Annotated in this window: 19 protein-coding genes; 14 read left to right on the top strand and 5 right to left on the bottom strand. The window is 69.3% G+C overall.

Features of this window, described 5'->3' with window-relative positions; all coding sequences use genetic code 11:
• Nucleotides 1–50 precede the first annotated feature (50 nt).
• The 5 genes from gcl (at nucleotide 51) to ACIA73_RS26220 (ending at nucleotide 6,196) form a co-directional block, all read left to right on the top strand.
• Nucleotides 51–1,835, top strand: coding sequence for a glyoxylate carboligase (gcl, locus tag ACIA73_RS26240; RefSeq protein ID WP_399441168.1), 1,785 nt, complete (start codon nucleotides 51–53; stop codon nucleotides 1,833–1,835).
• Nucleotides 1,836–2,079: 244 nt separating this feature from the next.
• Nucleotides 2,080–3,054, top strand: coding sequence for an alpha/beta hydrolase (locus tag ACIA73_RS26235; protein ID WP_399441167.1), 975 nt, complete (start codon nucleotides 2,080–2,082; stop codon nucleotides 3,052–3,054).
• Nucleotides 3,047–4,237: an acyltransferase gene (locus ACIA73_RS26230; protein ID WP_399441166.1), complete on the top strand. Its 1,191-nt coding sequence runs from the start codon at nucleotides 3,047–3,049 to the stop codon at nucleotides 4,235–4,237. The genes ACIA73_RS26235 and ACIA73_RS26230 overlap by 8 nt, the downstream gene beginning before the upstream one ends.
• A 10-nt stretch (nucleotides 4,238–4,247) precedes the next feature.
• Entirely contained in the window at nucleotides 4,248–5,531 is a 1,284-nt protein-coding gene (locus tag ACIA73_RS26225; protein ID WP_399441165.1) for a sensor histidine kinase, read from the top strand.
• Nucleotides 5,528–6,196, top strand: coding sequence for a response regulator (locus ACIA73_RS26220; protein WP_399441164.1), 669 nt, complete (start codon nucleotides 5,528–5,530; stop codon nucleotides 6,194–6,196). Before ACIA73_RS26225 ends, ACIA73_RS26220 begins: the two co-directional genes overlap by 4 nt.
• A gap of 405 nt (nucleotides 6,197–6,601) precedes the next feature.
• Here ACIA73_RS26220 and ACIA73_RS26215 read toward each other — a convergent pair whose 3' ends face one another.
• The 3 genes from ACIA73_RS26215 to ACIA73_RS26205 form a co-directional block, all read right to left on the bottom strand.
• A complete protein-coding gene (locus tag ACIA73_RS26215) occupies nucleotides 6,602–8,062 on the bottom strand; it encodes a catalase (protein WP_399441163.1) in 1,461 nt (486 codons plus the stop codon).
• Between the two features lie 220 nt (nucleotides 8,063–8,282).
• Nucleotides 8,283–9,173, bottom strand: coding sequence for a 2-hydroxy-3-oxopropionate reductase (locus ACIA73_RS26210; RefSeq protein WP_399441162.1), 891 nt, complete (start codon nucleotides 9,171–9,173; stop codon nucleotides 8,283–8,285).
• A gap of 68 nt (nucleotides 9,174–9,241) precedes the next feature.
• Nucleotides 9,242–10,081, bottom strand: coding sequence for a TIM barrel protein (locus ACIA73_RS26205; protein WP_399441161.1), 840 nt, complete (start codon nucleotides 10,079–10,081; stop codon nucleotides 9,242–9,244).
• 125 nt (nucleotides 10,082–10,206) lie between these two features.
• Between ACIA73_RS26205 and ACIA73_RS26200 the strand changes: the two genes are divergently transcribed.
• From ACIA73_RS26200 to ACIA73_RS26165, 8 genes are all read left to right on the top strand, one after another.
• Nucleotides 10,207–10,515, top strand: a complete 309-nt coding sequence (locus ACIA73_RS26200) for a hypothetical protein (protein WP_399441160.1) — start codon at nucleotides 10,207–10,209, stop codon at nucleotides 10,513–10,515.
• Complete coding sequence (locus ACIA73_RS26195; protein WP_399441158.1) at nucleotides 10,516–10,893, top strand: helix-turn-helix domain-containing protein; 378 nt, start codon at nucleotides 10,516–10,518, stop codon at nucleotides 10,891–10,893.
• Nucleotides 10,894–11,081: 188 nt separating this feature from the next.
• Nucleotides 11,082–11,597 (top strand): 2-oxo-4-hydroxy-4-carboxy-5-ureidoimidazoline decarboxylase, encoded by a 516-nt coding sequence (gene uraD / locus ACIA73_RS26190; protein ID WP_399441157.1) that lies wholly within the window; start codon nucleotides 11,082–11,084, stop codon nucleotides 11,595–11,597.
• Nucleotides 11,597–11,995, top strand: coding sequence for a hydroxyisourate hydrolase (uraH, locus tag ACIA73_RS26185; RefSeq protein WP_399441156.1), 399 nt, complete (start codon nucleotides 11,597–11,599; stop codon nucleotides 11,993–11,995). Before uraD ends, uraH begins: the two co-directional genes overlap by 1 nt.
• Before the next feature lie 7 nt (nucleotides 11,996–12,002).
• On the top strand, nucleotides 12,003–12,926 hold the full coding sequence (gene pucL, locus ACIA73_RS26180; RefSeq protein WP_399441155.1) for a factor-independent urate hydroxylase: 924 nt from the start codon (nucleotides 12,003–12,005) through the stop codon (nucleotides 12,924–12,926).
• A gap of 72 nt (nucleotides 12,927–12,998) precedes the next feature.
• Complete coding sequence (locus ACIA73_RS26175; protein WP_399441154.1) at nucleotides 12,999–14,423, top strand: nucleobase:cation symporter-2 family protein; 1,425 nt, start codon at nucleotides 12,999–13,001, stop codon at nucleotides 14,421–14,423.
• Nucleotides 14,424–14,465: 42 nt separating this feature from the next.
• Nucleotides 14,466–15,863 (top strand): 8-oxoguanine deaminase, encoded by a 1,398-nt coding sequence (locus ACIA73_RS26170; RefSeq protein WP_399441153.1) that lies wholly within the window; start codon nucleotides 14,466–14,468, stop codon nucleotides 15,861–15,863.
• A gap of 397 nt (nucleotides 15,864–16,260) precedes the next feature.
• Nucleotides 16,261–17,622: a nucleobase:cation symporter-2 family protein gene (locus ACIA73_RS26165; protein WP_399441290.1), complete on the top strand. Its 1,362-nt coding sequence runs from the start codon at nucleotides 16,261–16,263 to the stop codon at nucleotides 17,620–17,622.
• A gap of 106 nt (nucleotides 17,623–17,728) precedes the next feature.
• Here the strand turns inward: ACIA73_RS26165 and ACIA73_RS26160 are convergent, their stop codons facing one another.
• Nucleotides 17,729–18,745, bottom strand: a complete 1,017-nt coding sequence (locus ACIA73_RS26160; RefSeq protein ID WP_399441152.1) for an ArsR/SmtB family transcription factor — start codon at nucleotides 18,743–18,745, stop codon at nucleotides 17,729–17,731.
• Nucleotides 18,746–18,875: 130 nt separating this feature from the next.
• On the opposite strand from ACIA73_RS26160, the gene ACIA73_RS26155 reads away from it, so the two are divergent.
• Entirely contained in the window at nucleotides 18,876–20,162 is a 1,287-nt protein-coding gene (locus tag ACIA73_RS26155) for an MFS transporter (protein WP_399441151.1), read from the top strand.
• On the opposite strand, the gene ACIA73_RS26150 is transcribed toward ACIA73_RS26155, so the two are convergent.
• The gene (locus ACIA73_RS26150; RefSeq protein ID WP_399441150.1) at nucleotides 20,147–21,049 is read right to left on the bottom strand and encodes a chitosanase; all 903 of its coding nucleotides are present in this window, start codon (nucleotides 21,047–21,049) and stop codon (nucleotides 20,147–20,149) included. The two genes, ACIA73_RS26155 and ACIA73_RS26150, sit on opposite strands and share 16 nt — an antisense overlap.
• Between the last annotated feature and the right edge of the window lie 36 nt (nucleotides 21,050–21,085).

Genomic DNA, 21,085 nt, shown 5'->3' with positions numbered 1-21,085 from the left:
GAACAGTACTTCCGCATTACGGAAAACCGGCCTGAAGCAGGAGTGACCCGATGCCCCGTATGACCGCTGCACTCGCAGCAGTTGAGATCCTCAAGCGCGAAGGCGTGAGCCACGCGTTCGGCGTGCCCGGCGCGGCGATCAACCCCTTCTACAAGGCCCTCCAGGCCGGTGGGGGGATCAAGCACACGCTCGCCCGCCACGTTGAGGGCGCGTCCCACATGGCCGAGGGCTACACCCGCAGCAACGCCGGCAACATCGGCGTCTGCATCGGTACGTCCGGCCCCGCCGGCACCGACATGATCACCGGGCTCTACTCGGCCATCGCCGACTCGATCCCGATCCTCTGCATCACGGGCCAGGCGCCGGTCGCCAAGCTCCACAAGGAGGACTTCCAGGCGGTCGACATCGCCTCGATCGCCAAGCCGGTCACCAAGAAGGCGACGACCGTGCTGGAGGCCGCCCAGGTCCCGGGCGTCTTCCAGGAGGCCTTCCACCTGATGCGCTCCGGCCGTCCGGGCCCGGTCCTGATCGACCTGCCGATCGACGTGCAGCTCACCGAGATCGAGTTCGACCCCGAGACGTACCAGCCGCTGCCGGTCTACAAGCCGACCGCCAGCCGCGCCCAGGTCGAGAAGGCGATCTCCTTCCTGCTCGAATCCGAGCGCCCGCTGATCGTCGCCGGTGGCGGCATCATCAACGCCGACGCCACCGACCTGCTGGTCGAGTTCGCCGAGCTGACCGGCACCCCGGTCATCCCCACCCTGATGGGCTGGGGCATCCTGCCCGACGACCACGCGCTGAACGCCGGCATGGTCGGCCTCCAGACCTCGCACCGCTACGGCAACGCGAACTTCCTGGAGTCGGACTTCGTCCTGGGCATCGGCAACCGCTGGGCCAACCGCCACACCGGCGACCTCCCCGTCTACCTGGAGGGCCGCAAGTTCGTCCACGTCGACATCGAGCCCACCCAGATCGGCAAGATCTTCGCGCCGGACTACGGGATCGCCTCCGACGCCAAGGCCGCCCTGGAGCTCTTCGTCGAGGTCGCGAAGGAGCTCAAGGCCGAGGGCAAGCTGCCCGACCGCAGCGCCTGGTCCGCCTCCACCCAGGAGCGCAAGGCCCAGCTCCAGCGCCGCACCCACTTCGACAACGTGCCGCTCAAGCCGCAGCGCGTCTACGAGGAGATGAACAAGGCCTTCGGCCCGGAGACCCGGTACGTCACCACCATCGGCCTCTCCCAGATCGCCGGCGCGCAGATGCTGCACGTCTACAAGCCGCGCCACTGGATCAACTGCGGTCAGGCGGGACCGCTCGGCTGGACCATCCCGGCCGCGCTCGGTGTCGCCACCGCCGACCCCGAGGGCCAGGTCGTCGCCCTCTCCGGCGACTACGACTTCCAGTTCATGCTGGAGGAACTGGCCGTCGGCGCGCAGCACAACATCCCGTACGTCCACGTCCTGGTGAACAACTCCTACCTGGGCCTCATCCGCCAGGCGCAGCGCAACCTGGACATCAACTTCCAGGTCAACCTGGAGTTCGAGAACATCAACTCGCCGGAGCTGGGCGTCTACGGCGTCGACCACGTCAAGGTCGTCGAGGGCCTGGGCTGCAAGGCCATCCGGGTCACCGAGCCCGACCAGCTGCTGCCCGCCTTCGAGGAAGCCAAGAAGCTGGCCGCCGAGTTCCGGGTGCCGGTCGTCGTCGAGGCCATTCTGGAGCGCATCACCAACATCTCGATGAGCGGCGCGGGCATCGACGCCGTCAACGAGTGGGAGGACATCGTGACCGAGCCCGGTCACGCCCCGACCGCGATCCGGCCGTTCGTCGGCCAGTAGTACTACGGATGACGAGGGGGGGGGGGGCCCCCCCCCCCGGGGGGGCCCCCCCCCCCCCCCCCCCCCCCCCCCCCCCCCCCCCCCCCCCCCTCCCGCACGCCCGCCCTCCCTCTCGCGTACCCCTCGTCATACCTGAGAGGTACGCGGCAGATGACCTCCCGCGCGGGACGCGGACGACAGGTGGTGATCCATAACTTCGTTACCGGCAACACAGGTTGCTCCGGTACGGAAGGACCACCCCACCATGACGCCCCGCCGCTCCCGCCGCCCCGCCCCGCTCGCCCCGCGCCGGGGAAGGCTGCGGCGCACGCTGCTCGCCGCTCTGGTCGCCGCGTCGGTCGCCGTACCGGTGGCTGGCGCGTCCGGAGCGACCGAGGTGCCCGCACCCGCCCCGGCCGTCCTCGCTACGCCGCACTCCGCGACAGCCGGCGAACTCGCGGTGCGGTACGCCGCCCGCCGCGCCGACATCCGGGCCGCCGCCCTCGCCGCCGACGCGCACGGTGCGCACAAGCGGGCCACCGTACTCCGCGAACTCGCAGCCCCCGAGCGGCAGTTCTACTCCTTCGACGGTCGCGACGGCGGACGCACCGTCGAGATCTACGGCGACCTGGCGAAGGCGGACCGGATCGCCGTCCTGGTCCCCGGCGCCGACACCTCCGTCGACGTCTACTGGCGCCTGCGCAACAGCGCCCAGGCGCTGCTGCGCGAGGCGGGGGAGCGGGTCGCGGTCGTCGCCTGGATCGGCTACCGCACCCCCGCCACCGTCAGCACGGACGCCCTCACCCCGGACCGCGCGGACTCCGGGGCCGCAGAACTAGGCGCGATATCAGCCGAGTTGGCGGCGGTGCGACCTGCCGCACGCGTCTCCTTCCTCTGCCATTCCTACGGCTCCGTCGTCTGCGCCCGCGCCGCACACGCACTCACCGCCGACAACCTCGTCATGTTCGGCAGCCCCGGCACCGGCGTACCGAACGCCGCCGCGCTCGGCACCCGCGCCACCGTCTGGGCCGGACGCGGCAGCGCCGACTGGATCGCCGACGTCCCGCACCTCTCCGTCGAACTCCCCTTCCTCACCGTCGGGTTCGGCGAGGATCCGGTAAGCCCGGCCTACGGCGCCCGGCACTTCGACGCCGGCGACACCGACCACAGCGGCTACCTGAAGCCCGGCTCGCGCGCACTGCGCAGCCTCGCGGAGATCGTCACGGCCCGCCATGCGTAACGACACCCCGCTGCGCGCCCTCGCCCACCGCATCGACGCCGCCACCCCACCGACCCGCGACCGCGCCCTCGACGCCCTGCGCGGCCTCGCCATCCTCGGTGTGGTCCTCGGGCACTGGCTGGTCACCGCGCTCGTCGTCGACACCGGCACGGTCCGCGGTGCGAGCCCCCTGTTCGAGATGGGCCAACTGGCGCCGGTCTCCTGGCTGTTGCAGACCCTCGCACTGTTCTTCCTGGTCGGCGGGCACGTCGGTGCCAAGGGTTACGCCGCCGCCCGCGCCCGGGGCGAGAGCTACCGCCACTGGCTGGCGGCCCGGCTGCTCCGGCTCGCGAGGCCGATCGCCGCCGTCGCGGCCACCTGGGGCGTCGCCGCCGGTGCGATGCTGGCCTCCGGGGTCGCGCCCGACACCCTGAGCACCCTGCTCAAGCTGGTGCTCTCCCCGCTCTGGTTCCTGCTGGTGTTCGCCGCGCTGACCGCCGCCACCCCACTGGTCGCCAAGCTGAACCCGCTCTGGCCGCTCGCCGTCGTGCTGCACGTCGACCTGATCCGGTTCGGCCTGGACGGGCCCGCATGGCTCAGCTGGATCAACCTCGGTGCGGGCTGGCTGGTCCCGTACTGTCTGGGCGCACTGTGGGCGAACGGCGGACTCCAGCCTCGTAAGCTCCGCACAACAGGCCTGAGCCTGGCGGTGGTCGGGGCACTCGCCACCGCCGCGCTGGTCCTGTTCGCGGGCTACCCCGCCTCCATGGTCGGAGTCCCCGGCGCGGCCGTCTCCAACCTCAACCCGCCCTCCCTCGCCGCCGTCACCTTCGGCCTCGCGCAGTGCGGAGCCGCCCTGTACTTCCTTAGTCAGCTGCGCCGGCTGCTGCGGCGACCCTTCGTCTGGGCGGCCGTCGCGCTGCTCAACCTGTCGGCGATGACCGTCTTCCTCTGGCACCAGACCGCCATGATCGCCGTCACCGCCCTCGGTCTGCTCGCGGGCCACTCGCTGATGGGACTGCACACCGCTCCCGACTCGGCGCTCTGGGTGCTCGCCAGGATCGGCTGGCTGCCGGTGTTCGGGGGCGCACTGCTGGTCTGCTGGGCGGCGTACCGGACGTACGAGCAGCAGCGAAGCGGGGGCGGCAGTCGTGTCGTCTCCGGGGGACAGCCTGCCGGGGAGGCGGTGGAACGCCGTGCATAAGGTGACCTCCATGGGGGGAACGACGGCCGTGCGCCGGACGAAAGAGCTGGTCTTGGCGGTGGCGAGGCAGCTGCGCGAGGACCTGCTGACGGTGCGGGCCGATCCGATGCCCAGGATGCAGGACGGGTGGCCGCCGCTGCTGCCGCACGTCCTGGTGTGGGCGTTCGCGGTCGCCGTGTTCTTCGGCCACGGCAACAATCTGAACTACGCGTTCGGCCTCTCGGACCAGAGCAATGTGGTCCTCTCGGCCGTGGTGGCGGTATCGGTCGCCGGGGCGGTGGTCCGGCCCGCGTTGTGCTGGTGGACGCTGACCGCCGCCGTGATGACGGCCGCCCAGCTGTCGAGCGGGACGGGCGACGGCACCACGATGGCGCCGTGGGCCGGATTCGGGATCGCGGCGCAGGCCATGGCCGTGTTCCTGCTCGCGCTGCGGGTCAGGCTGGTGTCCGTGGTGGTGGCGCTGGCGGTCACCTGGACGGCCGCGGTGATCATCTCGGCTCCGGGCGACGTCAGCAGCCCCGCCCTGACCGTACTCGTCATCTCCGCGCTCGCCGGAGCCGCCCAGCGCCGCTCCCGCGTCGCCCGCAACCGCCTCGCCGCCCAGGAGACCATCACCGCCGAGGAACGCGCCCGCCGCACCCTCCTCGAAGAACGCAGCCGCATCGCCCGGGAACTGCACGACGTCCTCGCCCACCACATGTCGGTGATCTCCATCCAGGCCCAGGTCGCCCCGCACCTCACCGAGAACCCGTCGCCCGAACTACGGGAGAACCTCGCCGGGATACGGCAGAACGCCGTCGAGGCACTCACCGAACTCCGCCGCGTACTAGGGGTGTTGAGGAGCGAGGACACACCCTCCGGGCAGACCCCGCAACCCACCCTCGACCGCCTCGACGAACTCCTCGCGGGCGTCCGCGCCACCGGCCAGCACGTCGAGGCCGAGACCACCGGGACCCGGCGCCCGCTCTCCCCGGGCGTCGAACTCTCCGCGTACCGCATCGTCCAGGAATCCCTCAGCAACGCCATGCGGCACGCCCCCGGCGCCACCGTCCGCCTCACCGTCGCCCACCACGCCACCGCCCTCACCCTCCGCATCGCCAACACCGCGCCCGGCCGGCCCGTCGCTCCCTCACCGGGCGCCGGACACGGACTGCTCGGCATGCGCGAACGCACCGCCATGCTCGGCGGTGAACTCGCCGCGGGACCCCTGCGCGACGGCGGCTACGAGGTCGTGGCCACCCTCCCGCTCACCGACGAACCGCCCACCGAATCCCAGGGGAGAGTCCGTACATGACCATCCGGGTGATGATCGCCGACGACCAGATGATGGTCCGCCAGGGCTTCACCGTGCTGCTCAACGCCGAACCCGGCATCGAGGTCGTCGGCCAGGCCGTCAACGGGCGCGAGGCCGTCGACAAGGTGGCCGAACTCGATCCGGACGTCGTCCTGATGGACATCCGGATGCCCGAACTCGGCGGCATCGACGCCACCCGCATCCTCACCGGGCAGCCCGGATCCCGGGTCAAGGTGCTGGTCCTCACCACCTTCGACCTCGACGAGTACGTGTACGAGGCGCTGCGCGCCGGAGCGTCCGGCTTCCTCCTCAAGGACGCCTCCGCCGAGGAGCTCGCCCAGGCGGTACGGGTGGTGGCGGGTGGCGACGCACTGCTCGCGCCCAACATCACCAAGCGGCTGATCGCCGAATTCTCCCGGGTCAGCGCCACCCCGAAAGCCCCGGTCAAGGACCGTATCGACGAGCTCACCGAGCGCGAGACCGAAGTGCTCTCGCTGGTCGCGCAGGGCCTCTCCAACGCGGAGATCGCGGGCGAACTCGTCGTCGCGGAACAGACGGTGAAGACCCACGTCAGCCGTGTCCTGCAGAAACTCTCCCTGCGCGACCGCACCCAGGCGGCGGTCTTCGCGTACGAGACGGGACTGGTGCGGCCCTCGGGATACTGAGGGGGCCGCGTGGATTGCGGGGAGGCGTGGAGGGGGAACGACGAAAGGGCGCGGAGTACGGGACCGTCCGTACTCCGCGCCCTGGCGCGGTGTGCTGCATACGAGCTGTGCTGCATACGAGCTGTGCTGCATACGAGCTGTGCTGCATTCGAGCTGTGCTGCGTACTTGATGTGAAGCATGGGTTGAATGAGGCCGCGGTGGGGCGATGAGCGGTGGAGGGCTGCTCCGCTCAGGTTGAGGAGAAGCTCTCCGCCACCTTGACCACCGCACTGGCTCGCGCCACCGCGGGCCTCGTTCAAGTCCGTCGCACCGGCCACCCCTCATTCGGGCCGGCGCCACGGACAGCGGTCGGGACTTGACCTCCCGTCAAATCCCTTCCGCAGTCTGTGAGTTGCCAGTGGAAGCTACTGGTTCTCGCGGAGCTCGCGCACCGCTTCCTCGACGCGCTTGCCGTAGTTCGGGTCGGCGGCGTGGAAGTGGGCCAGGTTCTTCTCGACCACGTCGTCACGGGTGACCTGCGAGAGGCCGCCGGCGATGTTGGCGATCAGGCGGGCCTGCTCCTCGGACGACATCAGGCGGTAGAGCTCACCGGCCTGGAAGAAGTGGTCGTCCTTGACGTGCGCGGCGTTCTCGTACGTCCCGGTCCAGCCGGACAGCTCGCGCGGAGCGCCCAGCGGGGCGTCCGTCTGCGCGGGACCGTCGTACGAGTTGGGCTCGTAGTTCTTGTCGTGGCGCGAGCCGTAGCGGGTGGCGTAGGAGCCGTCCCGGCCGTAGTTGTCGGCGGGCGCGTTCTTCGGCGCGTTCACCGGCAGCTGGGTGTGATTGACGCCCAGGCGGTAGCGGTGCGCGTCGGCGTAGGCGAACATCCGGCCCTGGAGCATCTTGTCCGGCGAGGCGGTGATGCCCGGGACGAAGTTGTTCGGGGAGAACGCGGCCTGCTCGACCTCGGCGAAGACGTTGTCCGGGTTGCGGTCGAGGACCAGACGGCCCACGCGCTGCAGCGGGTAGTCCGCGTGCGGCCACACCTTGGTCACGTCGAACGGGTTGAAGCGGTAGTCCGCCGCTTCCGCCGCCGGCATGATCTGGACGTACAGCGTCCAGGACGGGTTCACTCCGCGCTCGATGGCCTGGAGCAGGTCCGTCTGGTGCGAGTTGGCGTCCTTGCCGGCGAGCTCGGCGCCCTGCTCGGCGGAGAGCGAGCGGATGCCCTGGTTCGTCTTGAAGTGGTACTTGACGAAGAAGGCCTCGCCCTCGGCGTTCGTCCACTGGTAGGTGTGCGAGCCGTAGCCGTTCATGTGGCGGTACGAGGCGGGGATGCCGCGGTCGCCCATCAGCCAGGTGATCTGGTGCGTGGCCTCGGGGGCGTGCGCCCAGAAGTCCCAGACGTTGTCCGGCTCCTGCTTGCCCGTGAAGGGGTCGCGCTTCTGGGAGTGGATGAAGTCGGGGAACTTGATCGGGTCCTTGATGAAGAACACCGGGGTGTTGTTGCCGACGAGGTCGTAGTTGCCCTCTTCGGTGTAGAACTTCAGCGCGAAGCCGCGCGGGTCGCGGACCGCGTCCGCGCCACCGAGGTTGTCCGCGACGGTGGAGAAGCGGATGAACGTCTCGGTCCGCTTGCCGACCTCACCGAGGAAGTCCGCGCGGGTGAAGCCGGTGACGTCGTCGGTGACCTCGAAGTAGCCGTAGGCGCCGGAGCCGCGGGCGTGCACGACACGCTCCGGGATGCGCTCACGGTTGAACCGGGCGAGCTTCTCCAGCAGGTGCTGGTCCTGGAGAAGGAGCGGGCCACCGACACCGGCGGAGGCGGAATTCTGGTTGTCGGCGACCGGGGCGCCTGACTCGGTCGTGAGCACACGCTTCGACATGGTGACCTTGGGACCTTCCTGCGGGAGCTGCTGGCGGCGTGAGGAGCGTAAGTACGCGGAGAACGCGGCGTCAACAGTTTGTTGAATTTAAAGATGGATCAAGGGTGGAGCAAGAAAGGGGACCCGGGCCGCGGCAGCGCCTGGGCGCGACAGGACAGGTGTCAGCGCCGCCGCAACCCGGAGTTCAAGTGGCCCTAGTGGTAAGGGCGTTGGGGGTGGATCAGACCTGTGAGCCGGACAGCCGCTCGACGGCACGCAGCAGCGCCGAGTGGTCCAGACCACCGTCGCCCTGGGCGCGCAGCGAGGCGACCAGCTGGGCGACGACCGCGCCGACGGGGAGAGCGGCACCGACATTGCGGGCGGCGTCGGTGACGATGCCCATGTCCTTGTGGTGCAGATCGATCCGGAAACCGGGCGCGAAGTCGCGGTTGAGGAAGTTGTCCTTCTTGCGGGTCAGCACGGTCGAGCCGGCCAGTCCACCGTTGAGCACGTCGAGCGCGGCCTTGAGGTCGACGCCGGACTTCTCCAGGAAGACCACTGCCTCGGCGCACGCCTGGATGTTGACCGCCACGATCAGCTGGTTGGCGGCCTTCACGGTCTGACCGGAGCCGTGCGGACCGCACAGCACGATGGTCTTGCCGAGGGCTTCGAGGATCGGCTTGGCGGAGTCGAAGTCCACCTGCTCGCCACCGACCATGATGGACAGTACGGCCTCGATCGCGCCGGCCTCGCCACCGGAGACCGGGGCGTCCAGGACGCGGATGCCCTTGTCCTTGGCGGCCTTCGCGAGGTCGATCGAGGTCTGCGGGGTGATCGAGGACATGTCGACCAGGAGGGCGCCGGACTTCGCGTTCTCCAGGATGCCGTCCGCACCGTACGCGATGGCCTCGACCTGCGGGGAGGCGGGCACCATCGTGATGACGACGTCGGCGTCCTTGACGGCCTCGGCGATCGAGCCCGCACCCTTGCCGCCGGCCGCGACCAGGCGGTCGATCTTGGCCTGCTCCAGGGTGAACCCGGTGACGTCGTAACCGGCCTTCAGCAGGTTCTCGGCCATGGGGGAGCCCATGATGCCGAGGCCGATGAATCCGATCTTGGGGAGGGTGCTCATGCGGGGTGCCTCTCTCAAATGCCGTGTCACGTCGTTGAAATGACCGCTGCGGTGAATTGACCGCTTCGTCAGTTGGCCGCGCGGAGCGGCTGCGGCAGCCACTCGAAGGCGTCGGCGCTCGGGCGGTCGCCCGGCTTGTACTCACAGCCGATCCAGCCCTCGTAGCCCGCCTTCTTCAGGCGGCCGAGCAGCTCGACGAAGTCGAGGTCGCCGGAGCCCGGTGCGCCACGGCCCGGGTTGTCGGCGATCTGGACGTGGCCGGTCCTGTCGGCGTACGCGTCGATGACCTCGTTGAGGTCCTCGCCGTTCATCGACAGGTGGTAAAGGTCGAGCAGGAACTTGGCGTTGCCAAGACCCGTCGCCTCGTTCACCTTGTCGACGACCTCGATCGCGGACGGGGCGCTCACCAGCGGGTAGAGCGGCGACTCCGGCTTGTTGAGGGCCTCGACAAGGAGGATCGCCCCGACCCGGTCGGCCGCGCGGGCCGCCAGTACGAGGTTCTCCAGGGCCAGGGTGTCCTGGATCTGCGGGTCGACGCCCTCGACGCGGTTGCCGTAGAGCGCGTTGAGCGCCTTGCAGCCGACCGAGGCGGCGAAGTCGGCCGCCACGTCGATGTTGGCGCGGAAGCGGTCCGACTCCTCGCCGGGGAGCGAGAGCGCGCCGCGGTCCGGGCCGGGCAGCTGCCCTGCGTAGAAGTTCAGGCCCACCAGCTGGGTGCCGGCGTCGTCGAGCGCCTTCTTGAGGGCGTCGAGCTCCGACTGGTCGGGGGTCGGGGTCTCGATCCAGGGCCACCACAGCTCGACCGCCGTGAAGCCGGCCGCGGCGGCTGCCGCGGGACGCTCCAGGAGCGGGAGTTCCGTGAAGAGGATCGAGAGGTTCACATCGAAGCGGTGGTCCGAGTAGCCCATGAGGTTTTCGGCGCTCCTTCCGTATTGCGGAAGTTATTTTCTGCTTGATGGAAGGTTGCAGTCCGAGCTTCGCACTTGTCAAGAGGGGCTGCCGGATTTCACGTATCGCCGGTTAGGTTGAGCGCGTGCGATTGAGAGTGGAGTTCACGACCGAGCCCTTCGATCTCGACGAGGCGCCGCCGCATGCGGTGGCCGCCCGTGAGGTGATCCAGGCGGCCGAGCTGGACGCGGTCGACGTAGGACCCTTCGGCAATACCGCCGAGGGGCAGGCGGACGCGGTGCTGACCGCGGTCGACGCCCTGCTGCGCAAGTCCCTCGCTTCCGGAGCGACCCGGGTGTCGTTGCAGGTCAACGTGATCGGCGAGGCCGACCGGACCGATGTGTCCGGTGAGGCCGACGGCGATGGGAACGCCGAGAACGGGGAGGCTGGATAAATGACGGAGCCCGGGGACCACCCCTTGGTCACGGCGGTCAAGCCGCTCGTCGACGCCATGGGCGCGGAAATGATGGAGCCGGGCAGAGCCGGCCGGGACGATGTCGTGCTCGCCTGGGAGGGGGAGGACGTCATAGCCGTACGGCTGCCCCAGCTCTCCGACTCCCTGGATCACATCCTGGCCGCGCTGGAGCGGGGGCACGGAATGCCGCTCGCCGAGCTGGACCGCAAGTCCAAGCAGTCGGTCGTACGGACGCTGGAGGCGCGCGGTGCCTTTTCGGTGAGGCACGGTGTGGAAACGGTGGCTGGGGCGCTAGGTGTCTCTCGATTCACCGTCTACAACTATCTAAATAGGGAAAACGCCTCCAAGGAGGACTAGTTGACCCCTCTGAGGCCCTTCTGAGGGGTCGATTCGCGCCCCGTTTGATCGATCATTTTGAGTCGCCGCCGTCCCCGCTTGGGGGCGGCGGCTTTTGTCTTCGCGAACTTTCAACAAACTGTTGACGTCCAGTTGTTGAGAGCGTTAGCTATGCGCAGCCCGTCCAGCACAAGGCCACGGAGGCTCCCGTGACTTCGGTCCAGACACCGGGCCTTTCCCGGTTCAACACCCTCCCCGCGAGTGAGGCCCAGGCCACGCTCCACGAGGTGTGTGCCAGCTCGGCGTGGGGGAGCAAGCTCAACGCTCAGCGCCCGTACGCCACAGCGGAGGAACTGTTTCTCGCCAGTGACTCCGCCCTCGCGGAACTCACCGCCGGGGACCTTTCCGAAGCAATGGCGGGACACCCGCCGATCGGCCGCCCGAAGCCCGGGGACCCGACATCCGAGCGCGAACAGCGCTCGATGGCCGGCGCCTCCGAGGAACTCAAGGCCGAGATGCTCGAACTGAACCTGGCATACCAGGACAAGTTTGGACATGTCTTTCTGATCTGTGCCACCGGCGCGACCGGTGAGTACATGCGCGACGCGGTGAAGACGCGGATCGGGAACTCGCCCGAACAGGAGCGGGAGATCGTCCGCACCGAACTGGGCAAGATCAACCGCATCCGGCTGACCCGCCTCGTGGAATCGGAAGAAGAGAACTGATGAGTACCGCAACCACCGCTTCGGTGTCCACGCACATCCTGGACACCAGCATCGGCCGCCCCGCCGAGGGCGTCACCATCACGCTGACCGCCCGCAGTGGCGCCGGCGCCGACTGGACGACGCTCGGTGGCTCGAAGACCGACGCGGACGGGCGTTGCAAGGACCTCCCGGCCCTGCCGGAGGGGACGACCCACGTCCGGCTCGACTTCGAGACCGAGACCTACTTCGCAAGCAAGAGCGAGACCGAAGCCGAGGCTCAGCAGGACGCCCCCCGCGTAAGGGACAGCGGCGCGTTCTTCCCGGAAGTGGCGATCACCTTCGCCGTCGTACCGGGCGAACACTTCCACGTACCGCTGCTGCTCAACCCGTTCGGCTACTCCGTATACCGAGGGAGCTAGCACCGACATGCCCACCATTCTCGGCCAGAACCAGTACGGCAAAGCAGAGAACCGCGTCGTCAAGATCACGCGGGACGGCGACACCCACCACATCAAGGACCTGAATGTCTCGGTCGCCCTCTCGGGCGACATGGAAGACGTCCACTACTCCGGCTCGAACGCCAACGTGCTCCCCACGGACACCACCAAGAACACGGTGTACGCGTTCGCCAAGGAGTACGGCATCGAGTCCGCCGAGCAGTTCGGCATCCACCTCGCGCGTCACTTCGTGACCACGCAGGAGCCGATCAAGAAGGCCCGGATCCGGATCGAGGAGTACTCCTGGGAGCGCATCGCGACCTCGGACAACAACTCCAAGTTCATCGGCTCCGACGAGGTGAACCACTCCTTCGCCCGTAAGGGCCAGGAGCTGCGCACCACCCAGATCACCTTCGACGGGACGAACTGGGAGGTCATCTCCGGCCTCAAGGACCTCACCGTGATGAACTCCACCAACTCGGAGTTCTGGGGTTACGTCAAGGACAAGTACACGACGCTCAAGGAGGCGTACGACCGCATCCTGTGCACCGACGTGTCCGCCGCCTGGCGCTTCAACTGGACCAGCGACGAGAGCCGGATGCCCAACTGGGAGAAGTCGTACGAGCAGACCAAGAAGCACATCCTCCAGGCGTTCGCCGAGACGTACTCGCTCTCGCTCCAGCAGACCCTGTACCAGATGGGCTCGCGGGTCATCAACAGCCGCAGTGAGATCGACGAGATCCGCTTCTCGCTGCCGAACAACCACCACTTCCTGGTCGACCTCGAACCGTTCGGGCTGAAGAACGACAACGAGGTCTATTTCGCCGCGGACCGCCCGTACGGCCTCATCGAGGCCACCATCCTCCGGGACGGAGTCGAGCCGCAGATCCCGGTCGACATGACCAACCTCTGACGCGGTCCCGCCCGCGCCGCCCCCTCCCTGCCGTAGGGGGCGGCGCGCTCGGACCGGAGGGAACGAACATTCATGGCACAGCCAGCAAAGGGGCCGGCAACAAAAGGCCTAGGTGAAAGTCCTCTCGGGAGCCCGGTCGATCTCCTCGACCCCGTACACCCGGTGGATGAAAAGCTCCCCAGTAAGCGGCTCGTCCCCGCCGCCCTCCAGCACATCGCCGCCATGTATGCAGGCGTCGTCACCCCTCCGCTCATCATCGGCCAGGCCTGCGGCCTGGACGCCGCCGGAATGACCCGGCTGATCGCGGCCAGCCTGCTGATCGCAGGACTCGCCACGATCCTCCAGACCATCGGTGTGGGGAAGTTCGCCGGAAACCGGCTGCCCTTCGTCAACGCCGCCTCCTCCGCGGGCATCGCTCCGATGCTCGCCATCGCCGAGACCAGCGCGCCCGGCCATCAGCTGCCCGCGATCTACGGCGCGGTGATGGTCGCCGGAGTGTTCTGCCTGGCCATCGGTCCCTTCTTCGGGAGGCTGCTGCGTTTCTTCCCGCCGCTCGTCACCGGCGTCGTGATCACCCTGATCGGCGTGACGCTGATGCCCGTGCCGGTCTCCTGGGCACAGGGCGGTGACAAGGAGGCCGCCGACTTCGGCGACATGAGGTACCTGGCGCTCGCCGCCTTCACCCTCGCCGTGATCCTGGTCATCCAGCGCTTCGGCAAGGGCTTCGTCAAGCAGGTCGCCCTGCTCTTCGGCATGCTGATCGGCACGCTGGCCGCCATCCCGTTCGGCCTGGCCGACTTCAGCGGGCTGAAGGACGCACCGATCGCCGCCCTCCCCACCCCCTTCGCCTTCGGCGCCCCCGAGTTCCAGCCCGCCGCGATCCTCTCGCTGTGCATCGTGATGCTGGTCCTGATGACCGAGTCCTCGGCCGGGATGCTCGCCCTCGGCAAGATCTGTGAACGCGACTGCGACGGGAAGACCATCACCCGTGGCCTGCGCACCGACGGCATCGCCACCCTGGTCGGCCCCGTCTTCGGCGGCTTCCCGACCAGCGCCTTCGCCCAGAACGTCGGCGTGGTCACCCTCACCAAGGTGCGCAGCCGTTACGTCGTCGCCGTCGCCGGTGGCGCACTGCTCTTCCTCGGCGCCTTCCCGGTGCTCGGCGCGGTCGTCTCGATGGTCCCGATGCCCGTCCTCGGCGGCGCCGGCATCGTCCTCTTCGGCTCGATCGCGGTCAGCGGCATCCGTACCCTCTCCGAGGCCGGACTCGACGACAGCTCGAACATCATCCTCGTCGCGGTGGCACTCGGCGCGGGCATCATCCCGCTCGCCGCGCCCACCTTCTACGCGGACTTCCCCGCCTGGGCACAGACCGTCCTCGGCTCCGGCATCAGCGCCGGCGCACTGGTAGCGGTCGTACTCAACCTGTTCTTCCACCATCTCGGCACCCGCGAGCGTCGCACTCCAGCGCCGTCCGTGGCACTCAAATCCTCCTAGGGTCCTGCCGTGCCCATTCGTCACAGAGGTAAGGAAAAGTCCATGGCAGTACCGGCAGCAAAAGTTTCGCGCATCGTCATCGAAAACTGCGCGATCGCGACCGTCGACGCCAACGACACGGAATACGCGTCGGGTCACGTCGTCGTCGCGGGCAACCGGATCGAGTCCATCGGAGCGGGCGCGGCGCCCGAGGGCCTGGAGAACGTGACCCGCCGAGTCGACGGCACCGGTCACCTCGTCACTCCCGGCCTGATCAACACGCACCACCACTTCTACCAGTGGATCACCCGGGGCCTGGCCACCGACCACAACCTGTTCAACTGGCTCGTCGCCCTCTACCCGACGTGGGCGCGGATCGACGAGCAGATGGTGACGGCGGCCGCCCAGGGTTCCCTGGCGATGATGGCCCGCGGTGGTGTCACCACCGCCATGGACCACCACTACGTCTTCCCGCGCGGTTCCGGCGACCTGTCGTCGGCGATCGTCGGCGCGGCCTCGGACATGGGTGTACGTTTCACCCTCGCCCGGGGCTCCATGGACCGGGGCGAGTCGGACGGCGGCCTGCCGCCGGACTTCGCCATCGAGACCCTGGAAGGCGCGCTCGCCGCCACCGAGGCGACGATCGACCAGCACCACGACGCCTCCTTCGACTCGATGACCCAGATCGCGGTCGCACCGTGCTCCCCCTTCTCGGTCTCCACCGAACTCATGAAGCAGGGAGCCGAGTTGGCCCGCCGCAAGGGTGTGCGGCTGCACACCCACGGCAGCGAGACGGTCGAGGAGGAGAAGTTCTGCCACGAGCTGTTCGGCATGGGCCCCACCGACTACTTCGAGTCGACGGGCTGGCTCGGCAGCGACGTGTGGATGGCGCACTGCGTCCACATGAACGACTCCGACATCGCCGCCTTCGCCCGCACCGGCACCGGCGTCGCCCACTGCCCCTCCTCCAACGCGCGTCTCGCCGCGGGCATCGCCCGGGTCCCCGACATGCTGAAGGCCGGCGTCCCGGTCGGCCTCGGCGTCGACGGCACCGCCTCCAACGAGTCCGGCGAGCTGCACACCGAGCTGCGCAACGCGCTGCTCATCAACCGCCTCAACACCGAGCACCGCGAGCGGGCCCTCAACGCCCGCCAGGCGCTCCGCCTCGGCACCCACGGAGGCGCCCAAGTACTGGGCCGCGCGGACCAGATCGGCTCGCTCGAAGCCGGCAAGCTCGCGGACCTGGTGATGTGGAAGATCGACGGCCTCGGCCACTCCACCATCGCCGACCCGGTCACCGCCATCATCTTCGGCGCGGCGGCCCCGGTCACCCTGTCCCTCGTCAACGGCCGTGCCGTCGTCGAAGGCAACCACCTGATCACGGTGGACGAGGACGCCATCGCCCGCAGCGCGCGGGACGAGGCCCAGCGGCTGGCGCGGATCGCCGCGCAGCCCCGCTGAGCCGACCACCTCGTACCACTGAACCCCCTGCACAACAGGGGGAGTTGAAGATTCCGACCGAGGGGGACGGCCCTCGGTCGGGACCGAGCAGCCGAGCGGGCTGCTCGGGCGCCGTTCCCGGGGGCGTGGCCCAATGCTTCATGCCCCCGGGGCGGTCCGGCGTATCCGGGCGCGAACGACGGCACAGCAACACAGCAGCAACACGGGCACATAGCAACACCTCTGCACCACCAGCACCTTGCATCGCGCAACACCTCCCCGAAGCACGTGCCAATCCCGGCACTGGAAACGACAGGAGGACGCTGTGGCCAAGTCGCCCAGGTCAACCGCGCAAGGCTCCAAGGCGGACGGCACCGCCCCGGAGGCACCACTCACCAAACACCCGGTCGACCAGGGGATGCCTCCCCTGAAGCTCGCCACGACCGGACTCCAGCACGTCGCCGCCATGTACGCGGGCGTCGTCGCGCCCCCGCTGATCGTCGGCGCCGCCATCGGCCTCGACGGCAAGGAACTCACCTTCCTCACCGGCGCCAGCCTCTTCATGGCCGGTCTCGCCACGCTCCTCCAGACGCTCGGCATCTGGAACATCGGCGCCCGGCTGCCCTTCGTCAACGGCGTCACCTTCGCCGGCGTCGCCCCGATGCTCGCCATCGCGAGCGGCCAGTCGAAGGAGGACGCGCTCCCGGTCATCTTCGGCGCGATCATCGTCGCGGGCGCGATCGGATTCATCGCCGCCCCCTTCTTCTCCAAGCTGGTCCGGTTCTTCCCGCCGGTCGTCACCGGCACGGTCATCACCCTGATCGGCATATCCCTCCTCCCGGTCGCCTTCGGCTGGGCGCAGGGCCCCAACCCCAAGGCGGCGGACTACGGTTCGACGACCTTCCTGGGCCTGGCCGGTATCACGCTGGTGATCGTGCTGCTGCTCCGCCGCTTCACCCGCGGCTTCGTGAAGCAGATCGCCGTACTGCTCGGCCTGGTGATCGGCACGATCATCGCGATCCCGTTCGGCGCCACCGACTTCACCGCGGTCACCGAGGCGTCCGTCGTCGGCTTCCCGACGCCGTTCCACTTCGGCGCACCGCAGTTCGTGGCCGCCGCGATCATCTCGATGTGTGTGGTCATGCTCGTCTCGATGACCGAGTCGACCGCCGACATGCTGGCCCTCGGCGAGATCGTCGAGCGCCCGGCCGACGAGAAGACCATCGCCGCGGGACTGCGCGCCGACGCCCTCGGTTCCGCGGTCAGCCCGCTGTTCAACGGCTTCATGTGCAGCGCCTTCGCGCAGAACATCGGCCTGGTCGCGATGACCAAGATCCGCAGTCGTTTCGTGGTCGCGGCGGGCGGCGGCTTCCTGATCCTGATGGGTCTCTGCCCGATCGCCGCCTCGCTGATCGCGGTCGTACCGCGCCCGGTGCTCGGCGGCGCAGGCATCGTGCTCTTCGGCTCGGTCGCGGCCAGCGGCATCCAGACCCTCGTCAAGGCGGGCCTGGAGAAGGACAACAACGTCCTGATCGTCGCCGTCTCCCTCGCGGTCGGCATCATCCCGATCGCGGCGCCGACCTTCTACCACCACTTCCCGGAGACCGCGAAGATCATCCTGGACTCCGGAATCTCCACCGGCTGCCTCGCGGCGGTCGTCCTCAACCTCGTCTTCAACCACATCGGCAAGCGCCGTGACGACGATGAGGTCACGGCTCCGATGGAGCCGGGCGAGGAGATGTCCCACCGGGGCGAGAAGCCGGTGGCGGCAGCGCACTGATCCGGTTCCGGTACGTTCTCGGGGTCGGCCCCGGCGGTTGCGCGGACGCAGCGGCCGGGGCCTGCCCCTTTGCCTGCCTCACGACGTGGAGGGTGCGTCAACTGCGTTACGTCGACGTTGTGTTGGCCGCCACCAAGGCCTCGCTCACACTCGTCCGGGCGTACCGCACCACCCGCCCCGTCCGGTGCGCGTTCACCAGGCCGGCCGCTCGCATCGCGGTCAGGTGCTGGGAGACGCCGCCCGCGGTGATGTCCAGGCGGCGGGCTAGATCCGTGGTCGAGGCGGGGGTGGTGAGCTCGGCGAGGAGGCGGGCGCGGGTACGGCCGAGGACACCGGCCAGGGCGTCCGAGCAGGAGGCCCTGGGAGGGTCCCAGAGGGTGCCGATGCCCCGGGCCGGATAGCGCAGGGTGGGCACGGCCTCGTCGTCCGCGAGGGTGGAGAAGATGCGCGGCCAGGTGAAGGCCGACGGCACCAGCAGCAGGCCCCGGCCACCCAGCCGGCGGGGCCCGCTGGTGAAGCGGTTGGGGAGCTGCAACGTGCCGGTGTCCCAGGTGAGCTGCGGATCCAGGCTGTCCAGCAGGGCGTGGGCGCCTCCTTCCGCGAACCGGTGCGCGCGGTGCGCGATGTCCCCCTGGAGCAGTGCGCTCAGCCGGGGCCAGTACGGGGCGAGGGCCACTTCCCAGTACGCGGCGATGGTGTCCGCGAGACGGGCCAGCTCCCTTTCCGGGTCGGCCCGGAGCGCTGCCATCGCCTCCGGGAGATGGGCCGACTTCGTGGTGCTGAGCTGCGCGAGCGGGGTCGCACGGAGGGTCGTCAGCTCCACTTCCAGCGAGGGCTGCGGAGTGGTCGGCGGCGGCACCAGTACACCCGGAATGCCGACCGTCGGCACGGACACCAGGTCGAAGAGCGGTGCCGGATCCAGCTTGGCCGCCGCGAGCATCGGCCGTACCTGCTCCACCCAACTCCGGTGCAGATCATGGGAGTCGGCGGCCTTCAGTACGCGGACACTCGCCACCACCTCCCACAGCGGTGACACCGCGAACCTGGTCCGCGCCACGTCCTCCAGCGTGAACTCGATCTCCAGGGTGCCGCCCCCGCCGCCCACCGGGTGCCTGGTCGTCATGGGAACACCTGCCCTTCTCGGTATGCGGCTCTCGGCGTGCGGCTCTCGGTATGCAGCAGAGGATTCAGTGGAGGTTTTAGCAGAGGCTAAAACATTGGAACGCGCCACGTCCGCCCGGCACCGTGACGTCATGCCTTCACAGACCTCCGCCGAGGCCCGGGGCCCCTGGCGTCACGCCGGGTTCCGCACCCTCTTCACCGCCACCGCGCTCAGCCACCTCAGTACCCAGATCGGCTATGTGGCCGTGCCTCTGATCGCCGTGACCTCACTGGACGCCACGGCGGGCGAGGTCGGTCTGCTCGCCACCCTGAGCACCCTCGCCTTCCTGCTGATCGGGCTGCCCGCCGGAGCCTGGGTGGACCGGATGCGGCACCGCCGGGTGCTGATAGCCGCCGATCTGACGCGGGCCGCGCTGTTCGCCTCGGTGCCGGTGGCGTGGGCGGCGGGGGTGCTCACGCTGGAGCAGCTGTACGCGGTGGTGCTGTTCAGCGGGTGCGCGACCGTCTTCTTCGACGTGGGGTCACAGAGTGTGCTGCCGCAACTCGTCGGGCAGGAAGGGCTGTTGAGTGCCAACGCCGCCGTGGTGGGCGTGCAGGCGGCGAGCAATGTCGCGGGGCGGGGTGCGGGCGGCGGCCTGGTGGCGCTGCTCACCGCACCGGTCGCCGTGGTGGGCATGGGGATTCTCCATCTGGCCGCCGCGCTGCGACTGCTCGCCCTCGACAAGGCCCCGGCCCCCACCCGCCCGGAGCGCCCCACCGCGCTGAGAACCCAGATCGCCGAAGGCCTGCGCCACGTCCTGCACCACCCGGAACTCCGCGCGCTGGCCCTCACCGCCTCCCTCTGCAACCTCGGCACCCAGCTCGTCAACACTCTCCTTCCGATCCTCTTCACCCGCCAACTCGGCCTCTCCGCAGCATGGTTGGGGCTCTTCTGGGCGATGGGCGGCCTGGGGATCCTGCTCGGCTCCCGATGCGCCCGCCCGCTCGCGGGCCGCCTCGGGCACGGACGCGCCATCGGGCTGGCCGCGATTGTCCTGGCCCCCGCCGCACTGGTCGTCCCGTTCGTCGACCGGGGCCCCTGGCTCGCCGTCGCGGCGGTCGGCTGGATGCTCACCACCTTCGACATCGGCATCAACAACGTCCTCAGCGTCAGCCTCCGCCAGACCCTCACCCCCGCCCCGCTCCTCGGCCGCACCAACGCCACCTTCCGCTTCATGCTCAGCGGCTCCCTCGCCATCGGCTCCGCCCTGGCCGGCCTGCTCGGCGAACTCGCCGGAATTCGCACCGCGCTGTGGGTGGGCGCGGGATTCCTCGCCCTCGCCTTCCTCCCGGTCTTCCTCTCCCCGGTCCGCAAGCGGCGCCGACTCCCGCAGCCCCTCTGGGAGGCGGAGGCCCTCGTCCGTCAGCCGATCCGGTAACTGTCCCCGTACACCCTCCACCGCAGCGGTGGGGCCAGCGTGAGGTTCCCTGCCCGCACGAAGACCCGCTGGGCCGTCTCCACCCGGCTGATGTCGCCGTGCGAGCGCTCCCGGCGCATCGAGTCCGCCCGTACGTCCAGGAACGCGTTCAGATACGCCTTCTCGTCGCCGCCCTCGGCGGGCAGCGCGGCCCGCTGCCGGGCCCGCGCTCGCAGGGTGGCGAAACCGGTCGAGTTCGGGCTGTCGCCCAGACCGTGCATCACGAACGCGTCGAAGTACACGAACTGGCCCAGCGCCCCGACCCCGTCCGCCTTCCCCTGACGTACCGCGGGAGCGAAGTACTCCCGGTCCCGCTGGGTGTCCTGGGCGGCCCGGAACAGCGGATCGGTGTCGGCGGCCTCCTGCCAGGTCCCGGTGAAGTCCTCGCCGAGCCCCTCGTGCGACTCGGTGCCCCGCACCGCGCGCAGCGCGGGCAGAAACTCCTCCAGGATGTTGCCGGGGCGCGCGGCCGTGTACCGCTCGACCACCTTCAGCATGTCGCCCGTCCCCGAACAGAACCCGACGATCCCCGCCGTGTAGCCGCGCCCGTCGCCGATGTCCTGGATGTACCGGTACTGCTCGCGCCATCGCAGGGAGGAGTTCTCGGCACTGGAGATCAGCTGCATCGCGATCTCCTTCTTCGCCGGAGCGTCGAGATCCACCGGCCGCGCGGTGGACGCCTTCGGCGAGGGCCGTACCGGCGTCGGCGCGACGGACGACACCGCGGAAGAGATCCCGGACGGCAGCACGCTCCCCGCAGATCCACCACCTCCCTTTCCCCCACCCGTATCCACGCCTACGCACCCCACCAGTACCGAGACCGCGGCAATCGGTCCCAGTACACGCATCACGGACTTCACCCGACGACCCTGGCATGCGGGCAC

The sequence above is a fragment of the Streptomyces sp. NPDC051561 genome, from assembly GCF_044454195.1.
In the GTDB taxonomy this organism is placed as follows: Bacteria; Actinomycetota; Actinomycetes; order Streptomycetales; family Streptomycetaceae; genus Streptomyces.
Note: the sequence above shows the minus strand (reverse complement) of the source record. Positions and strands in the feature narration are given on the sequence as shown.

What these genes read in the sequence shown, in the direction of transcription:
- ACIA73_RS26170 (WP_399441153.1), top strand. Translation starts at nt 14,466, where the DNA reads ATGGCAGTACCGGCAGCAAAAGTTTCGCGCATCGTCATCGAAAACTGC.
- ACIA73_RS26175 (WP_399441154.1), top strand. Translation starts at nt 12,999, where the DNA reads ATGGCACAGCCAGCAAAGGGGCCGGCAACAAAAGGCCTAGGTGAAAGT.
- ACIA73_RS26160 (WP_399441152.1), bottom strand. Translation starts at nt 18,745, where the DNA reads ATGACGACCAGGCACCCGGTGGGCGGCGGGGGCGGCACCCTGGAGATC.
- ACIA73_RS26195 (WP_399441158.1), top strand. Translation starts at nt 10,516, where the DNA reads ATGACGGAGCCCGGGGACCACCCCTTGGTCACGGCGGTCAAGCCGCTC.
- ACIA73_RS26150 (WP_399441150.1), bottom strand. Translation starts at nt 21,049, where the DNA reads ATGCGTGTACTGGGACCGATTGCCGCGGTCTCGGTACTGGTGGGGTGC.
- ACIA73_RS26215 (WP_399441163.1), bottom strand. Translation starts at nt 8,062, where the DNA reads ATGTCGAAGCGTGTGCTCACGACCGAGTCAGGCGCCCCGGTCGCCGAC.
- ACIA73_RS26225 (WP_399441165.1), top strand. Translation starts at nt 4,248, where the DNA reads ATGGGGGGAACGACGGCCGTGCGCCGGACGAAAGAGCTGGTCTTGGCG.
- ACIA73_RS26210 (WP_399441162.1), bottom strand. Translation starts at nt 9,173, where the DNA reads ATGAGCACCCTCCCCAAGATCGGATTCATCGGCCTCGGCATCATGGGC.
- pucL (WP_399441155.1), top strand. Translation starts at nt 12,003, where the DNA reads ATGCCCACCATTCTCGGCCAGAACCAGTACGGCAAAGCAGAGAACCGC.
- ACIA73_RS26230 (WP_399441166.1), top strand. Translation starts at nt 3,047, where the DNA reads ATGCGTAACGACACCCCGCTGCGCGCCCTCGCCCACCGCATCGACGCC.
- ACIA73_RS26220 (WP_399441164.1), top strand. Translation starts at nt 5,528, where the DNA reads ATGACCATCCGGGTGATGATCGCCGACGACCAGATGATGGTCCGCCAG.
- ACIA73_RS26155 (WP_399441151.1), top strand. Translation starts at nt 18,876, where the DNA reads ATGCCTTCACAGACCTCCGCCGAGGCCCGGGGCCCCTGGCGTCACGCC.
- gcl (WP_399441168.1), top strand. Translation starts at nt 51, where the DNA reads ATGCCCCGTATGACCGCTGCACTCGCAGCAGTTGAGATCCTCAAGCGC.
- ACIA73_RS26235 (WP_399441167.1), top strand. Translation starts at nt 2,080, where the DNA reads ATGACGCCCCGCCGCTCCCGCCGCCCCGCCCCGCTCGCCCCGCGCCGG.
- uraH (WP_399441156.1), top strand. Translation starts at nt 11,597, where the DNA reads ATGAGTACCGCAACCACCGCTTCGGTGTCCACGCACATCCTGGACACC.
- ACIA73_RS26165 (WP_399441290.1), top strand. Translation starts at nt 16,261, where the DNA reads ATGCCTCCCCTGAAGCTCGCCACGACCGGACTCCAGCACGTCGCCGCC.
- ACIA73_RS26205 (WP_399441161.1), bottom strand. Translation starts at nt 10,081, where the DNA reads ATGGGCTACTCGGACCACCGCTTCGATGTGAACCTCTCGATCCTCTTC.